The following is a 23,063-nucleotide window of genomic DNA, read 5'->3' on the forward strand; positions in this document are numbered from 1 at the left end:
CTCAGGGGGTCAGCAGGGGGAAGTCGTCGGGAATCTCCTGCACTTCCGGTGCGGGGATCGGCCCGACGTCGGCGACCACGGCGCCCCAGGACCAGCCGACGCCGAAGCCGGCCAGAAGCATCTTGCGCGTGCCGGTGGACAGCGCCTCGCCCAGCCGGTGGCTGACCGCCAGCGGGATGGAGGCGGAGCTGGTGTTGCCGAAGTCGTGCATGTCCACGAGGAATTTTTCCGGCGGGAACTTGGTCTTCTTGCGCAGATGCTCCAGCATGAAGGCGTTGGCCTGATGCATCACGCAGAGGTCGATGTCCTCCACCCCCACGCCGGCGAACTCCAGCGCCTCGCGGACCAGCGGCGGCACGGCGCGCAGCGTGAAGGCGAAGACCTCGGCCCCGTTCAGCGACAGGCGCGAGTCGGTGAACATCCGCTCCTGCTTCTCCGCCGGCCAGGGCTCGCGGCCGGGCACCAGCGAGTTGCGGCGCCCGCCGGCCTTGACCCAGATGTTCTTCGCTCCGCCGCCGTCGGTGCCGACGACGACGTGGATCGGCGCGGCCCCCTGGCTGACCTCCAGCGCCACGGCCCCGCCGGCGTCGCCGAACAGCGGCAGGGTGGAGCGGTCGCCCGGCACGAGGTGGCGCGAGCTGGTGTCGCCGCACAGGACGATCGCCCGCCGGCCCGTCGATCCGCCGAGCAGCCGCCCGGCCATCCACAGGCCGTAGACGAAGCCGGAACAGCCCAGATTGACGTCGAAGCAGGCCGCACCGGTCGACAGCCCCAGCCGCTTCTGCATGACGCAGGAGGTCGCCGGGACGTTGTAGTCCGGGTCCTGCGACACGAAGACCAGAACGTCGACGCTGGCCGGGTCCCAGCCGAGCTGGGCGAGCAGCCCTTCCGCCGCCGCGACGCACATGTCCGACGCGCAGATGTGCGGCGGGGCGATGCGCCGCTCGTACACGCCGGTGGTGGCGAACAGCTTCTCCGCCTCCTCCGCCGTGAAGAGGGAATGGTCCTCCAGGAAGGAATGGCGGTGCGGCGGCACGGCGGCCCGGAATCCCGCGATGCGCACGCCCTCGATGATGGCCTTCACCGGCTGCTCCCTCCCTCCGCCGCCGCTGCGTCCGTCCTGGACTTGGGCGAATTCGGAGACTATTAACCGAAAGAACGCTAGGGTCGAATGATTAACGAACCGATAAATGGAATCAGCCATGGATGACCGGGGTCAGCAAAGCCGGCTTTCGTTCCCGCCCGACATGGTGATCCCGCCCCAGCGTTACTCCGGCGAGGCCAATCACGCCGAAGAGGCGGCGCGAGTCTTCCGCCGTTGCTGGATGTTCGTTGGATTTACGGACGACCTGCGCAACGACAACGACTTCATCACCGCGGACATCGCCGGCACCTCGGTTCTGGTCCAGAACTTCGACGGCGAGCTGCGAGCCTATCACAACGTCTGCACGCACCGCTATTCGCTGATCCATCTGCGGCCCTGCGGCAACGGCAAGCCGGTCTGCCCCTATCACGGCTGGGTCTTCAACCGCGACGGCGTCCCGGTCGGCATCCCCGGCAACCGCGAGCATTTTGGGCTGGACGACGCGGCGAAGAAGCGCCTCGCCCTGCCACGGTTCGAGGTGGCGGTGCGGGGCCGCTTCGTCTTCGTCCGGCTGGAGCCGGCCGGGCCGGGATTGGACGAGCAGCTGGGCGCCTATGGCGCCGTCCTCGACCATCTGTCGGAGCTGTTCACCGACCGCATCGACGAGGGCGTTCTGCCCTGGAACGCCAACTGGAAGGCGGCGCTGGAAAGCGCCCTGGAAGTCTACCACGTCGACGCCACCCACCCGGAAACCTTCAAGGGCTACGTGAAGAAGGTGTGGATCTGCTCCTACGAGGGCGAGCATTCGCGGGGCGTCAGCCAGCTGTCCGACGGCTCGGCGCGCTGGTGGGACGGGGTGAGCCAGAAGATGGGGCTGCCGCGCAGCGACCGGCTGGAAAGCTACGACCACTATCTGATCTTCCCCAACCTCGCCATCGGCGTCTCCCACGGTGCGCTGATGAGCGTCCAGACTTACGATCCTGTTGGGCCGGACCGCTGCGATCTGCATTATCGCCTGTTCCTGGGTGAGACCTCCAAGCCGCAGACCAAGGGGGGGGCCGCGCGCAAGGCGGTGGAGGCCAACGTCGCCGGCTTCAACCGCACCATCCTGGGCGAGGACCAGCGCGTGGCCGAAGCCGCCCACAAGGGGCTGAAGCAGGTCCAGGCCCCGGCCGTCCTCGGCTCCTGCGAGGAGCGCATCGCCGCCTTCCACCGGGCGTGGCTCGCCCGCATGGCGGTCGAATGACTAAGGGCATGAACCCGCTTGTCGATCTCACAGGACGGCATGTCCTTGTCACCGGCGCGTCCGCCGGGATCGGACGGGCGACGGCGCTGCTCGCCGCGAGGCTCGGCGCACGGGTCACCCTCAACGGACGCGACGCCGGGCGACTGACCGAAACGCTGGCGCTTCTGCCGGGCGAGGGACACCGGACGGCGGCCTTCGACCTTTCGGACAGCGACGCCATCCCCGGCTGGATCAAAGCGCAGGCGGAAGCCGGCGGTCCCATCGCCGGGCTGGCCCATTGCGCCGGTGTGCAGGTCGGCAAGCCGGTGCGCGGCGTCGATCAGGCCTTCTTCGATACGATCCTGCACGCCAATCTGCTGAGTGCGCTGGCGCTGGCCCGCGGCCTGCGGCAGAAGGGCTGCCACGCCGAGCCGGCGGCTCTGGTGCTGGTGTCCTCCGTCGCGGCGGAGATCGGGCAGCCGGGCAACGTGGTCTATTCGGCGGCCAAGGGCGGGCTGGTCTCGGCCACCCGCGGGCTGGCCATGGAGTTCCTGCGCGACGGCATCCGCGTCAACTGCGTCGCCCCGGCGATGGTCGAGACGGAGATGATGGAGCGCTTCCGCCGCACCACCACGGCGGAGCAGTTCGAGGCGATCCGCGCCGCCCATCCCATGGGCTTCGGCAAGCCGGAGGACGTGGCCTCGGCCATCGCCTTCCTGCTGTCGCCGGCCAGCGGCTGGATCAACGGGGTGATGCTGCCGGTTGACGGTGGCTATCTGGCGACATGACGCCGCACGCGTTCGAAGGGTAAGTGTCCATGTTCCGCTTCCGCCGACCGACGGCCGACGATGCCGAGATGCTGCTGCGCTGGCGAACCGAGCCGTCGATCACCCGCTTCATGTTCACCGATCTGGAGAAGCCGGACGTCGAGCGGCAGCGCGCGTGGCTGGCCGCGATGGACGCCCGCGCTGACTTCCGCCATTTCATCATCGAGCATGAGGGCCGCCCGGTCGGCTATCTTTCCTACTATGACATCGACCGGGTGCATCTGCGCTGCTCCTCCGGCTCGTACATCGTGGAGGAGAAGGACCGGCGGCGGCTCGCCGGCTTCCTGCACTGCTTCATCATGGACTATTGTTTCTACGGATTGGGGATGAACAAGCTCTTCAATTATTTCATGGAGGGCAACGACACGGTCATCCGCATCCAAAGGGTTGTAAAGGCGCGCGAGGTTGGGGTTCTGCGTCAACATGTCCAGAAATATGGCCGTTTCCACGACGTCCATGTGTTCGAGACGCTGCGCAGCGATTGGGAGGGGCATCCCCATATCTTTTCGCGCGAAACCACGCTGGCGGCCTTCGCGGAATAGGCCATGCGGCGGGGGGCTTACGTTGGGCGGTCGGCCGGGAAAGTTCGCCGTCACCCCAACCGAATGTTTGACCAATCCACCGCCGACGCGGTATGCGGCGGGGGTGGGGGCGGCGCCGCGGCGCCGGGAGCATGAGGGGAAGCACGGTGCGGCCTGAGGAAGCCTTGACGGACATCGACGTCACGCTGCTTGCCGGCGGTCTCGGCTCGCGCATGCGGGGCGTCTCGGGCGACACGCCCAAGGTGCTTGCGCCCATCGCGGGCCGTGCCTTTCTCGGACATTTGCTGGACCATCTGGCGGCCTACGGCGCGCGCCGGGTCGTGCTGTGCCTGGGCCATCTGGCCGACCGGGTGACGGCGTGGCTGGCCCAGGGCGATACCAACCGCTCGCTGGACGTCGTCTGCCAGATCGAGCCGAGCCAGATGGGCTCCGCCGCGGCGCTCGCCTACATCCGCAAGGACCTGAAGGCCGGCACCGTCCTGGTGATGAGCGGCGACACCTTCCTCGACGCCGACCTGCGCGCCTTCGTCGCCTCGCACCGCCTGTCGGGGGCCGAGGCGTCGGTGCTGTGCGTGGAGGTCGAGGACGCCGCCCGCTTCGGCCGGGTGGAGGTCGGGCCGGACAGCCGGGTCCGCCAGTTCCTCGACAAGGCGCCGGGGCGCGGGGTGATCAACGCCGGGGTCTATCTCTTCTCCGCGGCCTTCCTCGACCGCATCGCGGCCTCCGGGGCCAGTTCGCTGACCCGCGACGTTCTGCACAAGATGCCGCCGGGCACGCTGCACGGCCACATCGCCAAGGCCCGCTTCATCGACATGGGCACGCCGGAAAGTCTGGCGGTCGCCGCCAGCGTGATCGGCGGCCGCGAAACCTGAGCGGAGCGGGCGCCATGGCGACGCTGGACGAGGCGCTGGCCATCGCGCTCGACCTCCACACCGCCGGGCGGACGGAGGAGGCCGAGACCCTCTACGGGCGAATCCTCGACGCCGTTCCGGACGAGCCGAACGCCCTTCACCTCTACGGCCTTCTCTGCGCCCAGGGCGGGCGGCTGGAGCAGGCTTCCGGGCTGCTGGAAAAAGCGGTGGCGCTGCGCCCCGGCCTGCCCGAATACCGCGCCAACCTCGCGATGCTGCATCAGGCCCGCGGAAACCCCGCCGCGGCGGCCGAGGAATACCGGGCCGCTCTGCATCTTTGCCCCGATTCGGCGGCCCTCGCCTTCCCGCTGGCCGGAGCGGCGCGGCAGGCGGGGCAGGGCGGGCTCGCCGTGGCGGCCTACCGCCGCACGACCCTCATCCAGCCCGATCTTGCCGAGCCGATGGTCCAGGCCGGCATCCTGCTGCGCTACGAGGGGCGGACGGGCGAGGCGGTGTCCGCCCTGCGCCGCGCCGTCCGGCTGCGCCCCGACCATGGGGAGGCGTGGCACCATCTCGGCGTGGCGCTTCAACGCGTCCGGGACCCGGAGGCGGCGGTGGCGCTGTCGCACGCCGCGGCCCTGTTGCCGGAGGACGCCACGGTCCGGCTCAATCTCGGCCGCGCCCAGTATGACGCGGCGCGCTGGGACGCCGCCGCGGCGACCCTGCGCCGCGCGCTGTCGCTCGACCCGGCGAACGACGGGGCGCTGGAGATTCTCGCCGCCGCCCGGCGCAAAACGGGTGGGGAGGGGGAGGCGGTGGCTGCGCTGCACCGTCTGTTGCGGCTGCGCCCGGACGCGGCGAACGGTTGGCACGCGCTGTCGCTTGCCGAACCCGGTTCCCTGGGGGCGCTCCACCGCGCGCTGGCCCTACGGCCGGATCACACCAGCGCGTTGAGCGGTCTGGCGAACCGGCTGCGCGACCGGCGGGAGATCGCCGCGTCCCTGCGTCTGCACGACCGGGCCGTCCGCCTTCAGCCGTCCAGCGCCGAGGCGCGCTGGAACCGTTCCTTGGCGCGGCTCCTCGCCGGCGACCTGACGGGCGGCTGGGAGGATTACGAGGCGCGCTGGCGCGTTGCCGATTTCCCGACCAAGCCGCGCGGGCTGCCGCAGCCCTTGTGGAGCGGTGAGGACATCGCCGGGCGGACCATTCTGCTGCACGAGGAGCAGGGCCGCGGCGACGCCATCCAGTTCGTCCGCTACGCTCCCTTGGTCGCCGCCCGCGGCGCCCGCGTGCTGCTGGAGGTCGGGGCCGATCTGGTGCCCCTGTTCCGCGGCCTGCCGGGGGTGGAGCGGGTGTTCGGGCGCGGCGAGCCCTTGCCCCCCTTCGACTGGCAATGCCCGCTGCTCAGCCTGCCGCGGGCCTTCGGCACCCGGCTGGAGACCATTCCCGCTGCCGTCCCCTACCTGACCGCCGACCCGGCGCGCACCGCGGCGTGGCGGGAGCGGCTGGCCGGCGACGACCTCACGGTCGGGCTGGTCTGGGCCGGCAACCCGCAGTTCGCCGGTGACCGGGAGCGGTCGCCGGGGCTGGCGGCGCTGGCCCCGCTGCTGGCGGTGCCGGGCTGCCGGGTCTTCGGGCTGCAACTCGGCCCCGGCCGTGACGCGTTGTCGCAGCGGGCGATGCCTCCGTCCTTCACCGATCTGGCGCCGGAGATCCGCGACTTCGCCGACACCGCGGCGATCATGGCGTCGCTGGATCTGGTGGTGTCCTCCTGCACGGCGCCCGCCCATCTCGCGGGGGCGCTGGGCGTTCCGCTGTGGGTGCTGCTGTCCCACGCGCCGGACTGGCGCTGGCTGCTCGACCGCGCCGACAGCCCCTGGTACCCGACCGCCCGCCTGTTCCGCCAGCCCCGCCCCGGCGATTGGGCCGCGGTGGCGGACGAGGTCGCGGCGGCTCTGGCCGGGCGCGCGGCGCGTTCTTGAAACCTTAACCACGCCGGGGCTATCAGGAGGCGGGGCGCAACACAGGCGCCGGTTGGGGGAACCGCATGTCCGACATCGCCGGGGAACAGGCCGCCGCGCTGAAGGCGCTGCTGGCCGAGCGCCAGTTCAACGCCGATCGACTGAACGCGCTGACGGCCCACTGCGAGCGGATGCGCCGCGAACTGGATCGGGATACCCGCCTGTCCATCGCCGAGGCGCTGCGCCGCGACCCGCCGACCGGGGAGACGGTGCTGTTCCACTCCGTCCTGTTCCAGCTGACCGGCGACCTCTACCACTACGAGCGGATTCTCCATTATCTGCTGCTGGGCGGGGAGCGGGTCGGGCCGCAGCTCATGCACTACACCTACTGGTGCATGGCGCGGCAGCTCTTCCTGGCCGCGTCGGCGCCGGAGAAGCTGGGCGCCTTCGGCCCCTGCGACCTGTTCCGCTTCTATGAGGAGCTGGTTTGGGCGGTGGCGCGGCGCTGGGGCGTCGTTCCGCCGCGCCATGTGCCGCGCGACGGGCCGATCCGCCGGGTGGCGGTCCTGACCAACCAGTTCACCAACGACCAGCACCAGCCCTCGCGCGACTGCTTCGACTACGCCAGCCGGCTCCAGGACGACTTCGGGCTCGACGTCGCCATCATCAACTGCAACACCATGCCGCTGCGGGCCGAGAGCCTGTTCGTTCCGCCGATGATCGCGGAAATGGTCGCCGACTATGAGGGCGTCTTCGCGCTGAAGATGTTCGACCGGCAGGTGAAGATGGCCTCCTTCACCGACCGCGCCTTCTCCAAGGACAAGCTGTCCACCATCGTCGGCGCCATCGACGGCTACGACCCCGACCTGCTGGTCACCTTCGGCGGGGCCAACGTGGTGGGCGACCTGTTCGCGGTGACCGACGCGCGTCCGGTGGTCTGCCTGCCCACAACCTCCGGCATGACCATTTCATTGGCCCATCTGGTGCTGGGCTACGAGGAGGGAAACCACACCGACGCCATGCCGGCGCTCTATCGCGGCCCCTTCGCGCGGCGCTTCCGGCCCTTCACGCTGGGCTTTTCGCCGCCCCCCACGGCGGGGGTCGGGGGCGCTCTCGACCTGGGCGACGCGGCCTTCGTCTTCGCGGTGGTCGGCACCCGCCTGGATCTGGAGGTGACCGCGGAATTCCTCGCGCTGGCCGATGCCATCCTCGACCGCTGCCCCGGTGCTGTGATCGTCTTCGCGGGGGAGGTCGAGCAATTGCCGGCCCGTCTGGCGGCGCGCAGCAACGGCGCGCGGATGCGCAGCCTGGGCCATCTCAAGGACATCCGCGCCTTCTACCGGCGCTGCCACGCCTACCTCAACCCGTCGCGCCAGGGCGGCGGCGGCAGCGCCGCCTACGCCATCGCCGAGGGGCTGCCGGTGGTCACGCTGGCCTGGGGCGACGTGGCGAGCGTGGCGGGGGCGGGAATCCCGGTGCCGGACGCCGCCGCCTATGTGGAGCGCGCCGCCGCCCTCGTCGCCGACCCCGCGCTGCGCGAGCGGCAGGCGGAGCTGTCGCGGGTCCGCTTCCGGACCGTCGGCGACCGCCACCGCTGCACCGAACGCCTGCTGGCCTATGGCGAGGAGGCGCGGGACCTTGTCCGGGCCGCCGCACAAAAGGAAGACCCGCCCTCCGCTTCCGTGGCAGAGTGACCCTCGACCATCACCGAGAGACCCATCCCGTGCCGCGCGACGTCGTCATCAACGGGCGCCCCATCGGCCCCGGCCACCCGCCCTATCTGATCGCCGAGATGTCGGGCAACCACAAGGGCGACCTGAACCGGGCGCTGGCCCTGGTCGACGCCGCCAAGGAGGCCGGCGCCGACGCGGTGAAGCTGCAGACCTACACCGCCGACACGCTGACCATCGACCATGACGGGCCGGGCTTCCTGCTGGAGGGCGGGCTGTGGCAGGGCCGTACCCTGCACGACCTCTACCGCGAAGCGCATACCCCCTGGGAGTGGCACGGGCCGCTGTTCGAGCGCGCCCGCGCGATCGGCCTGACCATCTTCAGCTCCCCCTTCGACGACACGGCGGTCGATCTGCTGGAGCGGCTGGACGCCCCGGCCTTCAAGATCGCCTCCTTCGAGCTGAACGACCTGCCGCTGATCCGCCGCGCCGCCCGCTCGGGCAAGCCGCTGATCCTCTCCACCGGCCTCGCCACGCTGGGTGAGATCGCCGACGCGGTGGAGGCCGTCGGCGACGCGCCGCTCGTGCTGCTCCATTGTGTCAGCGGCTATCCGACGCCGCCCGAGGACTGCAACCTGCGCACCATCCCGCATCTGGCGCAGGCCTTCGGGGTCGCCGCCGGCCTGTCCGACCACACCCACGGGGCGGCGGTGCCGGTGGCCGCGGCGGCCCTGGGGGCGGTGGTGATCGAGAAGCATTTCACCCTGTCCCGCGCCGACGGCGGAGTGGACAGCGCCTTCTCGCTGGAGCCGGCGGAGTTCAAGGCGATGGCCGAGTCCGTCCGCGCCGCCTGGGCGGCTCTGGGCCGCGTCCATTACGGGGGGAAGCCGAGCGAGGCGGGCGGGCGCGACTACCGCCGCTCCCTCTACGTCACCGCGGACGTGGCGGCGGGCGAGGCGCTGGGCGCCGCCAGCGTCCGCTCCATCCGCCCCGGATTCGGCCTGGAGCCGAAGCATCTCCCCGCCGTGATCGGCCGCCGCGCCGCCCGCGCGCTGAAGCGCGGCGAGCCGCTGCGCTGGGACATGCTGGCCCCGGAGCAGCAATGAGCGCCGCCACGGACAAGCCGCGCGTCGTCTGCATCTCGCAGGCCCGCATGACCTCGACCCGCCTGCCTGGCAAGGTGCTGATGGACGCGGCGGGGCAACCGCTGCTGGCCCATCATCTGGGCCGTTTGGCGCGCTGCCGGACGCTGGACGCGCTGGTGCTGGCGACCACGGTCAACGACACCGACGACCCGGTGGCGGACCTGGCGGGATCGCTCGGCGTGCCGGTCTTCCGCGGCGACGAGCAGGACGTGCTCGGGCGCTTCGCCGGGGCCGCCGCCATGGCGGGCGCCGATGTGGTGGTGCGGGTCACCGCCGATTGCCCCTTGATCGACCCGGCGCTAGTGGACCGCGTGGTGACCGCCTTCCTGGAAGCGGCGCCGCCGTTCGACTATCTCAGCCTGGACGTCACCCGCTTCCCGCGCGGTCTGGACGCGGAGGTCTTCACCCGCGCCGCCTTGGCCGCGGCCGCGGCCGACGCCACCGAGCCGGCGGAGCGCGAGCATGTCACCGCCCACCTCTATCGCCGGCCGGAACGCTTCCGCATCGGCCTTCCGCTGGCGCCGGAGGACGGCACCGTTTTGGACCAGCGCTGGTGCGTGGACGAGCCCGCCGACCTGGAGTTGGTCCGCCGCCTGCTGGGGGCGCTTCTTCCCGAAAATCCCGGCTTCGGCTGGCAGGATTGTTGCAAAGTTCTGCGCCAGCACCCTGAATGGGCCGACCTGAACGGCAGCGTGCGTCAGAACACGCTCCACTGAAACGGAGACACCACCATGGACCGCAAGGATTTCCTGCTCGCGCTCGACGAGATGCTGGAGCTGGACCCCGGCACTCTGACGGGTTCGGAAGAACTCGACTCGATCGACAGCTGGGACTCGCTGGCCGTCATCAGCTTCATCGCCCTGGTCGACGAGAAGCTCGGCCACGTCGTGGAGGGCGAGAAGCTGGTCAAGGCGAAGACGGTGGAGGACCTGCTGGGTCTGGCCGGCATCGCCGTGGCCGCCTGACTTCCAGGTGACCGGAAGGATCGAGCGCTCCCCGCAGCGCGGACGGGCGGACATCGAGGGCGGTCCGGCCGCCTATCTGTCGATGGGGCGGGGCGGCGTTCCGGCCCTGCTCCTGCACGGCTTCGCCGGGGATTCGCTGACTTGGCAGTTCAACGCCGCGGCGCTGGCCGCCGACCGCCGGGTCCTGGCGGTGGACCTGCCGGGGCACGGCGCCTCGACCCTGGAGGTCGGGGACGGGCGGGTCGGCGCCTTCGCGCCCTGGCTGCTGCGCCTGCTGAACACGCTGGAGATCCCGCGCGTCCACGCCGTCGGCCACTCGATGGGCGGCTACGTCGCGCTGGAGCTGGCGCGGCTGGTGCCGGATCGGGTGGCGAGCCTGTCGCTGATCGCCAGCGCCGGTCTCGGCCCCGACTTCGACCTGGAATTCCTGCGGCGGGTCGCCGCGCTGGAGACGGTGGAGGAGGGGCGGGACTGCGCCGCCCGCCTGTTTGCCCGGCCCTGGCTGCTGGCGGGGCGCGTCGGCGAGGTGATGCACGCCCAGGCCGCCGACCCCCGGCGCCGTGCCGCTCTGGAGCGGATCATCGCCGGCTCCTTCGCGGAGGCGCACCGGTCGCCCGGCCCGGTGGACTGGGCGGCCTTCCCGATGCCGATCCAGCTCCTGTGGGGGCGGGAGGACCGCATCATCCCGGTGCCGACCGCCGACCGCCGTCCCCCCGGCGCGCCGTTTCATCTCTTCGACAAGGCCGGGCACTTGCCGCATAGTGAGGCGGCGACCCCCGTCACGGCCACCCTCCGCGACTTCCTTTCCTCATGCGACCCCCAATGACCGATTCCATGTTCGCGCTGATCGCCGAAGAGCTTGCCCGCATCGCCGCCGACAAGGGGGAAGCCCTGCCGACGCTCGGCCCGGACACGCGCTTCCTCGGCGGGGAGCTGCCGATCGATTCCCTCGACCTTGCCACGCTGCTGGTGGTGCTGGAGCAGCGCACCGGCCAGGACCCCTTCCGCGCCGGCTTCGTCCAGTTCAACACGGTCGGGGAACTGGCGGCCCTCTACCGGCCGGCCCCCTGCCATCCAGGCGTGCCTGCCGGGTCCGCATGAGCCTGCCGCCTCCGCCCCCCTGGCTGCATCCCGGCGTTCGCCTGATCGAGGCGGAGCGCAGCGTCGGCTGGGCGGAGATCGCCGCGCAGGCCGACGCCTTCGGGGTGACGTTCCGTGCGACCGGCGGGAGGGCGGTGTTGCCGCCGCAGGGCGTGCCGGCCCTGGTCGCCGCCCTGGTCGCCGCCGAGCGGGCCGGGGTCGAATTGCTGCTGGCGCGCCGCGGCACGGCTCAGGTGGAAGTGGAATCGCAGCCCGGCTTCGCGGTGCTGCTGGAGACCTCCGGCACCACCGGCGCGCCGAAGCTGATCCGGCACGACTTCCAGCGCCTGCGCGGGCGTCTGCGCGGCGCCGCCGATCCGGACGCGCGCTGGCTGCTGGCCTATGAGCCGGCGGCCTTCGCCGGGCTCCAGGTGATTCTGACCGCGCTGGCCGCGGGGGCGACGCTGGTTTCGGCGCCCGGCGCCGGGGCGGCGGAACTGGCGCGCCTCGCCGTGCACCACGCGGTCACCCACATCAGCGCGACCCCCAGCTTCTGGCGCGCCTTCCTGCTGGCGCTCGACGGCGCGGCGCCGCCGCTGGCCTCCATCACGCTGGGCGGGGAGGTGGCCGACCAGCCGCTGCTCGACCGGCTGGCGGAGCGCTTTCCGGCGGCCCGGTTGCGACACATCTACGCCTCCACGGAGGCCGGAGCCCTCTTCGCGGTGGGCGACGGCAGGGCCGGCTTTCCCGCCGCCTGGCTGGACGGCGGCATCGACGGGGTGGGCCTGCGCCTGCGCGACGGCGTGCTGGAGGTGGAGAGCCCCCGCGCGATGCTCGGTCACGAGGGGGGCTGGCTGTCCACCGGCGACGTCGTGGAGGTGCGCGGCGACCGCGCCGTGTTCGCCGGGCGGCTGGACGGGCGGGTCAATGTCGGCGGGGTCAAGGTGTCGCCGGAGGTGGTGGAGCAGGTGCTGCTGGACGTGCCGGGCGTGCGGGATGCCCTGGTCCAGCCCGCGGCCAACCCAGTGACCGGCCACATCCTGACCGCTCTGGTGGTCCCGGCGCCGGGGGTGGAGGAAGCGGCCCTGCGCGCCGCGATCCGCACCGCCGTGGCGGACCTGCCCCCCGCCGCGCGGCCCCGTCTGGTGACCATGACCGCGAGCATCGCCCTGGGGGCGGCGGGCAAGAAGACGCGGAAGGGAACGGCATGAGCGGCAAACGGCACGTCATCGTCACCGGCGGCAGCCGAGGGCTGGGGCTGGGGATCGTCGAGGCGCTGCTGGCCGACGGCTACCGCGTCTCCACCTGCAGCCGCGCCTCGGGCGCGGCGCTGGAACGGCTGGCCGGTCCGGACCTGTTCTGGCAACCCTGCCGCATCGGCGACGGGGAGGCGGTGCGGGCCTTCATGGACGCCGCGCTGGACTGGGGCGGCGCGGCGCCGCTGTGGGGGCTCGTCAACAACGCCGGCATCGCGCGCGAAGGCGTGCTGGCGACCTTTCCCGAGATCGACGTGGAAGAGGTCATCCAGGTCAACCTGACCGGCGCCATCCAGGTCGCCCGCGCCTTCCTGCGCGCCAAGCTGGTGAAGCGGGGGCCGGGGCGGATCGTCAACATCTCGTCGATCATCGGACAGCGGGGCTACACCGGCCTGTCCGCCTATTCGGCGTCGAAGGCGGGGCTGGACGGGCTGACCCGCGCGCTGGCGCGCGAGGTCGGGCGGCTCCAGGTCACCGTCAATTCGGTCGCGCCCGGCTATCTCGCCACCGAGATGTCCGGCACGCTGGCCGAGGGGCAGCGCGACCAGATCGTCCGGCGCACGCCGCTGGGCCGGCTCGGCGAGGTGGCCGACGTGGTGCCGGTGGTCCGTTTCCTGCTGGGCGACGGGGCGGGCTTTGTGACCGGCCAGACCATCGTCGTCGACGGCGGCATCACCGGCTGACGGAAGGAGACGCCCCATGGTGGCCAGCGTGATCGAGGGCGTCGGCCTGAGCGGGATCGTCGCCTGCGTTCCGGAGCGGCGCGAGACGGTGGAGGATCTGGCCGTCCGCTTCGGCGAGGACGCCGCCCGCCGGATCGCCAAGGCGACGGGCATCGAAGCCCGCCACCTCGTGCCTCCTCATCAATGCACCTCCGACCTGGGCGAGGCGGCCGCGCGGCGCCTGCTCGACCGGCTGGGCTGGGCCGCGGACAGCGTCGATCTGCTGGTCATGGTGACCCAGACCCACGACCACATCCTGCCGGCCTCGGGCTATCTCCTCCACCATCGGCTGGGGCTGGGCAAGGGGGCGGCGGTGCTCGACCTGACGCTCGGCTGCTCGGGCTATGTCCACGGCCTGTGGACGGCGTCGGCGATGCTGAAGGCGGCGGGTGGGCGGCGCGCCCTGCTGATCGCCGGGGACACGACGTCGCGCGTGCTCGACCCCGACGACCGCGCCGTGGCGCCTCTGTTCGGCGACGCCGCGACGGCGACGGCGCTGGTGGCGGAGGAGGGGGCCGCGCCCATGGTCTTCGCGCTGGGCAGCGACGGCGCCGGCGCGCCCTATCTCGCCGTCCCCGGCGGCGGGCTGCGGCGACCCGGCGAGGCCGCCCACCTGTTCATGGACGGCACCCAGGTCTTCGCCTTCACCCTGCGGGAGGTGCCGGGCAACATCCGCGCGGTTCTGGAACGGGCCGGCTGGACGATGGAGACGGTCGACCGTCTGGTCCTGCATCAGGCCAACGCCCAGATGATCCGCCACCTCGCGCAGAAGCTCGGCGCCACGCCCGACCAGACGGTGATCGGGCTCGCCGGATTCGGCAACACCAGTTCCGCCTCCATTCCCCTGGCGCTGGCCTCCGAACTGAATGAGGCGCTGCGCGACGGGCCGTTGCGCCTCCTGCTCTCCGGCTTCGGTGTCGGCTGGTCGTGGGGGAGCGTTGCGATGACCGCGGGTCCGCTCGCCGTCTGCGAGGTGGTGACGCTTCCTGCAAGCCCGGCAGAATCTGCCGGTCTGGACGCGCAACCGGCAAAGGGTGCCGGGCGGGAGGCAATTCTTGCCGGGCACCCGGCAAAAATTGCCGATCCCTGATTTGCCCAGAGGCAGCATTTTCCCCATCCGGGCGGCAAATTCGATCTGGCCCATTTATTGCCTACCGGTAGCCCGAGGGAATTAGTCCCTCTCCGTGCGCGCACCGTCGTGCGGATCGACATCCTCCAAAAGGAGTGACTCCATGGCTACCAGCGACATCTCCCTCTCGTCGTCGATGCGCACGAACCTGCTGCAGCTGCAGGGCGTCCAGGACTCGATCGCGAAGAAGCAGAACATCCTCGCCACCGGCAACAAGATCAATTCGGCGCTTGACGGCCCGACGTCGTTCTTCGCCGCCAAGAACCTGACCCAGCGCGCCGGCGACCTGACCGCGCTGAAGGACACGATGGGTCAGGCCATCAGCACCATCAAGGCCGCCGACAAGGGCCTGACCTCGATCGACGACATGATCGAGCAGGCGCGCGGTCTGACCACCGCCGCCTATTCCGCTCTGGGCACCGACGCCGGCTCCGTCTCCACCCGCAAGTCGCTGGCCAACCAGTTCAACGCTCTGAAGGAGCAGATCGACAAGCTGGCCGGTGACTCCGCCTACGGTGGCAAGAACCTGCTGGCCGGCAACGGCCTGCGCCTGGACTCCACCAGCGAGTCGCGCCGTGCCGTCAACACCATCCAGGGCATTGAGAACGCCCGCGTCACCAACGTGGTGTCGACCGACACCTACACGGTGCGCGTCAAGGGCGACGGCTCCATCGAGGGCGCGGCCGGCGAGATCAACAGCGCCGAGATGGCCCACGGCCTGGTCGGCCTGAAGCTGTCCGGCACGATGTCGACGTCGGCGGGCAGCTTCTCCGACGTGCAGATCGAGGTCCGCGGCGCGAAGGGCCGTGAGCGCTCCTTCATCGTGACCGACGGCAACGAGTCGCGCACGATCACCTACTTCGACAACAGCCAGACCATCGCCGCCAACACGACCCAGGCGGCCAAGTCGGGCACGGCGCAGCTCACCCAGGTGTCGATGGGCGGCACGATCGAGGCCGGCGACAGCTTCACCATCACCGTCGAAGACCAGACCTTCACCTACACCGCCACCGCCGGCGACGTGGCGACGGGCCAGACCGCCCGCACCAACATCGCCAACCAGCTGAAGGCGTCGATCAACAACGCGCTGGGCGCCAACGGCCGCCTCAGCGGCAAGGACGTCCAGACCGTCACGGTCAGCACGACCGGCACGATCACGCTGGAAGGCGCGACGACGAGCAACTCGGCCCGCGAGATGACCGTCAAGGCCACCTCCGAGAACGCCCTCACCAAGCGCATCTCCGAGAGCTTCGCGTCGGGCACCATCGTGTCCTTCACGGTGGACCGCAATCTGCTGGAGCAGGCCGCCAACAACGGCAACGGCGTCTCGACGATCGAGAAGAAGGTCGACATCCAGATCTCGGTCAGCAACCTGAGCGGCGCCACGGTGACCCGCGACGGCATGTCCAAGCGCGGCGAGGGCAAGCTGGCGGAAGGCGAGAACGCCTACGCGTTCGACACCGGCACGGTGCGCTTCAACGTCGATCAGAAGAGCATCAAGCAGGCGGCGGAAGCCAACTCGGCGGCCAACCTGGTCTCGGTGCAGGTGACCGACGCCAACACCTCGAACGATCTGACGGTGCAGCTCAACGAGCGCAACACCAACGCGATCACGGTGCAGGCCCAGAACCTGACCACCAGCGGCCAGGGCCTGCGTCTGGACTACGCGCAGAACGACTGGACCGACCGCGCCGACATCGACAAGGCGGTCGCCAGCATCGACTACGCGAAGCAGACCCTGCGGTCGTCTTCGCAGACGCTGTCGACCAACCTGAACGTCATCACGACCCGTGAGAACTTCACCAAGGAGTTCAGCGACGTGCTGACGGAAGGCGCGAGCAAGCTGACGCTGGCCGACCAGAACGAGGAAGGCGCGAACCTGCTGATGCTGCAGACCCGTCAGCAGCTCGGCACCATCGCCCTCTCGCTGGCCAACCAGTCGCAGCAGTCGATCCTGCGTCTGTTCTAAGCCTGGGAGTTCGGGTAGGATTACGCCCGGCGGGCGGCGGCGCAAGCCGCCGCCCGTTTCATTTGGTGCGGCGTTTTCCGGCAAGCGCTTTCCGTTTCCGCGCGCCGCCGAGACAAGGACCGGGTCCGTTTCATGCCTCTGAAGTTCGTTCTCCGCCCCAATGAGAAGGTCATCATCAACGGTGCGGTCATCGGGGCCGGTGACCGTCCCGGCTCGTTCTTCCTTTACAACACCGCCAATTTCCTGCGCGGACGCGAGGTGTTGAAGGAGGAGCAGATCGATTGCATCGAGAAGAAACTCTACTTCGTCATCCAGCTTATCTATATTTTCCCAGAGGATGCGGTGCTCAACCTGCAGCGCTTCGCCGCGATACTGGGCGAGACGCGCGATGCCCGCCCTGATTGCCGCGACGACCTTGATGAGATCGAGCGGCTGGTGGAGGCCCGCAATTATTATCGCGCGCTGAAAATCTGCCGTAAGATGTTCAAGGGTGGTGACGCCTCGTCCAACGCCTCCGAAGGGGCGGCGGAAAGCCCGGCGGCCGATCCGGCGCCGTGATCGACACAATGGTTGATCGACACGATGGTTGAGGGTTTGGACGGCCGATCCGCGGACGCGTTTCTGGCCGACGCCATCGACCGGCACCAGGCGGGAAATCTGGATGGGGCGTCGCAACTCTACCGCCGCATCCTGTCCGACGATCCGGTCCATGCCGATGCCCGGCATTTGTTGGGCATCGCCGCCTATCAGGCCGGTCACCCCGAGCGGGCGGCGGCGTGCTTCCGGGCAACCCTGGAGACGGATCCGTCCTTCGCTCCGGCCTACAACAGTCTGGGCAATGTTCTTGCCGACCGGGGCCAGCCGGACGCCGCGGCCCGCGCCTACCGCCGTGCCATCGCGCTTCAGCATGGCTATGCCGAGGCCCTCGGCAATCTCGGTCTTCTTCTGCAGGGGCAGGAGCGGATCGGCGACGCCATCGCGGCCTACGAGGAGGCGCTGCGCGCCGATCCCGGACGCACGGCGACCCGCTTCGATCTGGCGGTTCTTTATCGGCGCCTCGGCCGTCTCGACGAGGCCGCCCTGGCCTTCTACCGCGTCGTCCAGACGCAGCCGGATCATGCCGGCGCGTGGCGCAGTCTGGCGCTCGTGTTGCGCGCCCTGAACCATGCCGACGCCGAATTGTGCCTGCGCCGCGCCTTGTCCGATGATCCGACCGACCCCGAGCTGGCGCGAGACCTGGGGACCCTTCTGAACGAACGTGGCGACTTCGCCGATGCGGCGGTTGTTCTGGCCCCGGCGGTGGATGCCGACGGCGGCCGGGACGCCCGGCTGCTCTTTCATTTGGGCAGCGCGCTTCAGGGGGACGGGCGCCTGGCGGAGGCGATCGCCCGCTATCGGGGCGCGCTGTCCGGCGACCCTCTGCTGATGGGGGCGTGGAACAATCTGGGCGTGGCGCTGCTCGACCTGGGCGACCATGCCGCCGCGGTGGCGGCGCTTCGGACATGCATCGCCTTGCGCCCCGCCGATGCGGTGGCCTTCAACAACCTCGGCACCGGCCTCGACGGCGTCGACCGGCCCGAGGCGGCCGCGCGCGTTTTCCAGCGTGCCCTGACCATTCAGCCGGACTACGGAAAGGCGCTGAACAACCTCGGCAATTCCCGCCGCGCCGCGCGCCGGGCGGACGCCGCCGCGGCGCTGTACCGCCGGGCGTTGGTCGTTCAGCCGGACTATCCGGACAGCTACACGAACCTCGGCAACGTTCTCAAGGATTGGGACGACTGGCAGGGCGCGCTGCGCCTGCACCGGCGCGCGGTGCGTCTGGCGCCGCGGAGCGCCGTCGCGCTGACCACAATGGGCCTTGCCCTGAATGTGCTGGGACGGAATCAGGAGGCGGAGACCGCGCATCGGCGCGCCCTGTCCATCGACCCCGCGCACGCGGAGGCCTATGCCAACCTCGGCATGCTGCAATGGCAATCGATGCGGGTGGCGGAAGCGGAGCGCGCCCTGCGCCGGGCCTTGCGCATCGCCCCGGCCCTGCCCGCCGCGCGGCTGAATTTCGCTCTGGTCTGCCTGGCGACGGGCAATCTGCGGGAAGGCTGGGAGGCCTATCAGGACCGGTTCAAAGCCAAGGAGCATCAGGAGCGCACCATCGCCGCGCCGCTCTGGCGGGATGACGGTGCGGCCGTACCCCGCCTTCTGGTCTGGCGCGAGCAGGGGGTGGGGGACGAGATCATGTTCGCCTCCTGCTATCCCGCCCTGGCGGATCGCGTGGCGGCGGGCCGGATCGGCCAGGTCGTCCTGGAGTGCGACCGTCGGCTGGTCAGCCTGTTCCGCCGTTCCTTTCCCTGGGCCACCGTCCGGGGGGAAACCACCGCCGCCGACGGGACGGAGACGCTGGTCCCGGCGGATTGCGACGCCCATATCGCCGCGGGCGCTCTGCCGCGCCTTCTGCGTCGGGACGTGGCGAGCTTTCCGGCCGGTCCCTGGCTGATCCCCGACCCGGAACGCCTCCCCCTATGGCGGGAACGGCTGGCCGCCCTGGGGCCTGCGCTGAAGATCGGCATCGCTTGGCGCAGCCAACTGATGACGACCGAGCGGAAGTCCGCCTACATCACTCTGGAGGCGTTCGCGCCCCTGTTCGCGATTCCAGGGGTGGTCTTCGTCAATCTGCAATACGGCGACTGCGCGGCGGAGATCGCGGCGGCGGAGGCACGGTTCGGCGTGACCATCCACCGCTGGGACGATCTGAATCTCAAGGATGATTTCGAGGGCGCGGCGGCCTTGACCGCCTCGCTCGACCTGGTCATCGCGCCAGCCGTATCCACCGGCGAATTGGCGGGAGCCCTGGGTGTGCCCGCTTGGCGCATCGGTGGCCGCGACTGGACCCAACTGGGCACCGGGGTCCGCCCCTGGTACCCGACGATGCGGCTGTTCCAGCCCCGCCCCGGCGAGACGCTGGAAAGCGCGATGACGCGGATCGCCCGGACCCTGCGCGATCTGGCACCGCCGGTCGAGGCCGGGACGAGCCGTCCATCCGTGGCTCCTGCGGCCCCCGCAGCGTCGGCGGATGTCGCGCCGCTGATCACCGAGGCCATCGCCCGTTACCGCGACGGGGCGTTGACGGAGGCGGAGGACCGGTGCCGGGCGGCGCTGGACACCGTGCCGGACCATCCCACCGCTCTTCACCTTCTGGGGATTCTGCGGTATCGCCAGGGCGATGCCGGCGGAGCGGCGGCGGTGCTGGCCCTGGCGGTGAAGGCCGATCCCGGCAACGCCGCCGCGCACGCCGCGCTGGCCGACGCCTGTCAGACGCTGGGACGGCACGATTCCGCTCTGGCGGCGCAGCGCAACGCCGTTCTGCTCCGTCCGGACGCGGCGGAGCATTGGCTCAACCGCACCGCCCTGCTGCGCGCGAGGGGCGAGGGGGGCGAAGCGGAGGCCTGCGCGCGGCGCGCCCTTCGCATCCGTCCCCTGCTCGGCCTGGCGCACGCCCATCTGGGACATCTGCTCGCCGAGCGGGAGGACCGCGAGGGAGCGGAGCGGAGCCACCGGCGGGCGCTGGCCCTGGCGCCGTCGGAGGTGGATGCGCTGGCGAATCTCGGCGCCTTCCTTCTGCGCACCGACCGGCCCACGGAGGCGGAACGGCTGCTGCGCCGCGCCACCGCGGCCGCACCGGACGCCGCCGCCGCCTGGAGCCACCGGGGCAGCGCGCTCGACCGGCTCGGCCGCATCGAGGAGGCGCTCGCCTGCCACCGCCGGGCCATCGACCGCGCGCCGGAGATGGCGGAGGCGCAGGCGAACCTCGCCATGCATTGGGCGCGGCGGCAGCGCCCGGCGGAGGCCATCGCCGCCTACCGCCAAGCCATCCGGTTCGACCCGGCGCTGCCGACCGCCCATTACAACCTCTCGCTCCTTCTTTTGGAGCGGGGAGAACTCCGCTCGGGATGGACGGAGCATGAGTGGCGGTTCGACACCCCCCAGTTCCGCGACCAGAAACGGCGCTTCGCGGCAAGACCCTGGCGTGGCGAGAACATCGCGTCCGCCCGCCTGCTGGTCTGGCGCGAGCAGGGGGTGGGGGACGAGATCCTGTTCGCCTCCTGCTATCCCGACCTGCTGCGCCGCGCCGGTCATGTCGTGGTCGAATGCGACCGCCGTCTGGTGTCGCTCTTCGCACGGTCCCTCCCCGGTGCGACGGTCCGTCCGCCGACCGTCGAGCCACGGGACGTGGATGTCCAGATCGCCGCGGCGTCGTTGCCGCGGCTGCTGCGGTCCGACTGGAAGCGGTTCCCTGCCCAGCCCTGGCTGGTGCCCGAACCCGGACGGCTGGACCGCTGGCGGGACCGGCTGGCCGCTCTGGGCCCGGGCCTGAAGGTCGGCATCGCGTGGCGCAGCCAGATCATGGATGGGGAGCGCCGCGCCGCCTACGTCACGCTGGACGCCTTCGCGCCGCTGTTCGCCGTGCCGGGGGTGGTGTTCGTCAACCTGCAATATGGGGACTGCGCGGCGGAGATCGCGGCGGCGGAGGCGCGCTTCGGCGTGACCATCCAGCGCTGGGACGATCTGGACCTCAGGGACGATTTCGAAGGGGCGGCGGCGCTGACCGCCAATCTGGACCTCGTCCTCACGCCCGCCGTCTCCTCCGGCGAACTGGCCGGTGCCCTCGGCGTGCCGGTGTGGCGCTTCGGGCACCGCGACTGGACCCAACTCGGCACCGGCGTCCGCCCCTGGTTCCCGACGATGCGCCTGTTCCAGCCGCGCCCCGGCGAGGGGCTGGATGCCGTCATGACCCGGATGGCCCAGGCCCTGCGCCAGCTTATGCCCAGGAGCGACGAACCACCATCCGGCGGTCTTCCGGTCGATCCGGACACGCTGTTGGAGACCGCCGCCGCCCATCACCGGGACGGTCGGCTGGCCGAGGCGGCGCCGCTGTACGAGCGCGTGCTGACGGCGCGGGCGGACCATCCGGTCGCGCTCCACCTGTCGGGATTGCTGGCGCACCAGTCCGGCGATTCCGCCGCTGGAGCGGCGCGCATCGCCCGTGCCCTGGACTCACTGCCCGCTTACGGCGCCGCCCAGTCGAGTTTGGGAACCGTGCTGCTGGCGCTCGGCCGTGCACCGGAGGCGGTGCGCCGCTTCGGTCTGGCGCTCGCCCTGCAACCCGCCGCCGCCGCGGCTCTGACCAATCTCGGCAACGCGCTGGAGGCGGCGCACGACCTGCCCGCCGCCGCCGAGGCCCACCGCCGGGCGACCCTGGCCGACCCGGCGCTGGCGGAGGCGCACGACAACTGGGGCGCCGTGCTGACCCGGCTCGGCGCGCTGGAGGCGGCCGAGGGGCGTCATCGCCACGCCCTGCGCCTGGCCCCGGACCGCGAGGACGGCTGGCTGAATCTGGGGGTGGTGCTGCGTCGGGCGGGACGGCTGGACGAGGCGCGGCGGGCGCTGGTCCGCGCGTTGGCCCTGGCGCCGATGCAGGCGGATGCGCTGGCCAATCTGGGGCGGCTGCTGCGCGACCGGGGCGAGACCGCGGCGGCGGAGCGCTGGTGCCGCCGCGCTCTGGCCGTGGAGCCGGGTCACCCGGCGGCGGCCTTCAACCTCGGTCTGTTGGATCTCGCCCGCGGCAAGCTGGAAGCGGGCTGGGCCGGCTATGACGCCCGATTCCGCGCCCGTGAGCTGTCCGGTGCCGCCCGTGCCGTCCCCGTGCCCGCCTGGGCGGGGGAGGACCCCGCCGGCTTGCGTCTGCTGGTCTGGGCGGAGCAGGGGATCGGCGACGAGATCCTGTTCGCCGGCTGCCTGGACGAACTGATCGCGCAGGCCGCCGCCGTGGTGGTGGAGTGCGACCGGCGGCTGGTGCCGCTGTTCGCTCGGTCCTTTCCCCTTGCGGAGTGGCGTCCGGCCCCGGCGGACCCGGAGGCGCCCTGCGCCGGAGTCGACCGCCACGTCGCCATGGGATCATTGCCGCGCTGGCTGCGGCCTCGCTTCGACCGCTTCCCATCGCGCCCGTCCTTCCTGACCGCCGACCCGGAACGGGCCGCCCGCTGGCGGGAGCGGGTGGACGCGCTCGGCCCCGGCCTGAAGGTGGGAATCGCGTGGCGCAGCGGGCTGATGACCGCGGAGCGCCGTGGGGCCTACGCCCCGCTCGACGCGTGGGGGCCCGTCTTCGCGCTGCCCGGTGTGGTCTTCGTCACCCTGCAATACGGCGACTGCGCAACCGAGATCGCCGAGGCGGAGCGCCGGTTTGGCGTGACCATCCACCGCTGGGGCGATCTGGATCTGAAGGACGATCTGGAAGGGGTGGCGGCCCTGATGACGGTTCTGGACCTCGTCATCACGCCGGCGAGTTCGGTGGGTGAACTGGCAGGGGCGCTGGGTGTGCCGGTCTGGCGGTTCGGGCCGCGGGGGGACTGGACGGCGCTCGGCACCGGCGTCCGACCGTGGTTCCCAAGCATGGCGCTGATCCCCGCACCGCCGGGACAGCCGGCGTCGGGCGCCCTGCCGACGATCGCGCGCCGATTGACCGCGCATCGATTGTCCGCGCTTCGTGCCGCGGCTGAGCCCGGTATCGCGAACACCTGATAAAGAAAGCCGGGAGCGAACCGTTTGTCGCCCCCGACTTTACGAATCGGATCGATCCGGAAGG

General features: G+C 71.1%; 18 protein-coding genes. 17 read left to right on the plus strand and 1 reads right to left on the minus strand.

Features of this window, described 5'->3' with window-relative positions; all coding sequences use genetic code 11:
• Position 1: 1 nt before the first annotated feature.
• Entirely contained in the window at positions 2–1,084 is a 1,083-nt protein-coding gene (locus tag TSH58p_RS29315; RefSeq protein WP_109071660.1) for a 3-oxoacyl-ACP synthase III family protein, read from the minus strand.
• 118 nt (positions 1,085–1,202) lie between these two features.
• Here TSH58p_RS29315 and TSH58p_RS29320 point away from each other — a divergent pair, with 118 nt between their 5' ends.
• The 17 genes from TSH58p_RS29320 (at position 1,203) to TSH58p_RS29405 (ending at position 22,999) form a co-directional block, all read left to right on the plus strand.
• Positions 1,203–2,330 carry an aromatic ring-hydroxylating dioxygenase subunit alpha gene (locus tag TSH58p_RS29320; protein WP_109071659.1) on the plus strand — a complete coding sequence of 376 codons (1,128 nt, stop codon included), beginning with the start codon at positions 1,203–1,205 and terminating at the stop codon, positions 2,328–2,330.
• An 8-nt stretch (positions 2,331–2,338) separates the two neighbouring features.
• Complete coding sequence (locus TSH58p_RS29325) at positions 2,339–3,097, plus strand: SDR family NAD(P)-dependent oxidoreductase (RefSeq protein ID WP_247874215.1); 759 nt, start codon at positions 2,339–2,341, stop codon at positions 3,095–3,097.
• Between the two features lie 29 nt (positions 3,098–3,126).
• Positions 3,127–3,678, plus strand: a complete 552-nt coding sequence (locus tag TSH58p_RS29330; RefSeq protein WP_109071657.1) for a GNAT family N-acetyltransferase — start codon at positions 3,127–3,129, stop codon at positions 3,676–3,678.
• Between the two features lie 164 nt (positions 3,679–3,842).
• The gene (locus TSH58p_RS29335) at positions 3,843–4,550 is read left to right on the plus strand and encodes a sugar phosphate nucleotidyltransferase (RefSeq protein WP_247874214.1); all 708 of its coding nucleotides are present in this window, start codon (positions 3,843–3,845) and stop codon (positions 4,548–4,550) included.
• Between the two features lie 14 nt (positions 4,551–4,564).
• Positions 4,565–6,511 carry a tetratricopeptide repeat protein gene (locus TSH58p_RS29340; RefSeq protein ID WP_109071656.1) on the plus strand — a complete coding sequence of 649 codons (1,947 nt, stop codon included), beginning with the start codon at positions 4,565–4,567 and terminating at the stop codon, positions 6,509–6,511.
• A 65-nt stretch (positions 6,512–6,576) separates the two neighbouring features.
• A complete protein-coding gene (locus tag TSH58p_RS29345; RefSeq protein WP_109071655.1) occupies positions 6,577–8,184 on the plus strand; it encodes a glycosyltransferase in 1,608 nt (535 codons plus the stop codon).
• 29 nt (positions 8,185–8,213) lie between these two features.
• Positions 8,214–9,266 (plus strand): pseudaminic acid synthase, encoded by a 1,053-nt coding sequence (gene pseI, locus TSH58p_RS29350; RefSeq protein WP_109071696.1) that lies wholly within the window; start codon positions 8,214–8,216, stop codon positions 9,264–9,266.
• Positions 9,263–10,021: a cytidylyltransferase domain-containing protein gene (locus TSH58p_RS29355; protein WP_109071654.1), complete on the plus strand. Its 759-nt coding sequence runs from the start codon at positions 9,263–9,265 to the stop codon at positions 10,019–10,021. The genes pseI and TSH58p_RS29355 overlap by 4 nt, the downstream gene beginning before the upstream one ends.
• A 15-nt stretch (positions 10,022–10,036) precedes the next feature.
• A complete protein-coding gene (locus TSH58p_RS29360; RefSeq protein ID WP_109071653.1) occupies positions 10,037–10,270 on the plus strand; it encodes a hypothetical protein in 234 nt (77 codons plus the stop codon).
• Between the two features lie 7 nt (positions 10,271–10,277).
• Positions 10,278–11,096 (plus strand): alpha/beta fold hydrolase, encoded by an 819-nt coding sequence (locus tag TSH58p_RS29365; RefSeq protein ID WP_109071652.1) that lies wholly within the window; start codon positions 10,278–10,280, stop codon positions 11,094–11,096.
• On the plus strand, positions 11,093–11,371 hold the full coding sequence (locus tag TSH58p_RS29370) for an acyl carrier protein (protein ID WP_109071651.1): 279 nt from the start codon (positions 11,093–11,095) through the stop codon (positions 11,369–11,371). The genes TSH58p_RS29365 and TSH58p_RS29370 overlap by 4 nt, the downstream gene beginning before the upstream one ends.
• Complete coding sequence (locus tag TSH58p_RS29375; protein WP_109071650.1) at positions 11,368–12,561, plus strand: fatty acid--CoA ligase family protein; 1,194 nt, start codon at positions 11,368–11,370, stop codon at positions 12,559–12,561. Before TSH58p_RS29370 ends, TSH58p_RS29375 begins: the two co-directional genes overlap by 4 nt.
• The gene (locus tag TSH58p_RS29380; protein ID WP_109071649.1) at positions 12,558–13,289 is read left to right on the plus strand and encodes an SDR family NAD(P)-dependent oxidoreductase; all 732 of its coding nucleotides are present in this window, start codon (positions 12,558–12,560) and stop codon (positions 13,287–13,289) included. Before TSH58p_RS29375 ends, TSH58p_RS29380 begins: the two co-directional genes overlap by 4 nt.
• Before the next feature lie 16 nt (positions 13,290–13,305).
• Entirely contained in the window at positions 13,306–14,418 is a 1,113-nt protein-coding gene (locus TSH58p_RS29385; RefSeq protein ID WP_109071648.1) for a 3-oxoacyl-ACP synthase III family protein, read from the plus strand.
• 142 nt (positions 14,419–14,560) lie between these two features.
• Positions 14,561–16,426 (plus strand): flagellin, encoded by a 1,866-nt coding sequence (locus TSH58p_RS29390; RefSeq protein WP_109469603.1) that lies wholly within the window; start codon positions 14,561–14,563, stop codon positions 16,424–16,426.
• Positions 16,427–16,558: 132 nt separating this feature from the next.
• Positions 16,559–16,984 (plus strand): flagellar biosynthesis repressor FlbT, encoded by a 426-nt coding sequence (locus TSH58p_RS29395; RefSeq protein ID WP_109069340.1) that lies wholly within the window; start codon positions 16,559–16,561, stop codon positions 16,982–16,984.
• A 36-nt stretch (positions 16,985–17,020) separates the two neighbouring features.
• Positions 17,021–22,999, plus strand: coding sequence for a tetratricopeptide repeat protein (locus tag TSH58p_RS29405; RefSeq protein ID WP_247895551.1), 5,979 nt, complete (start codon positions 17,021–17,023; stop codon positions 22,997–22,999).
• Positions 23,000–23,063 lie beyond the last annotated feature (64 nt).

The sequence above is a fragment of the Azospirillum sp. TSH58 genome (assembly GCF_003119115.1).
Lineage (GTDB): Bacteria > Pseudomonadota > Alphaproteobacteria > Azospirillales > Azospirillaceae > Azospirillum.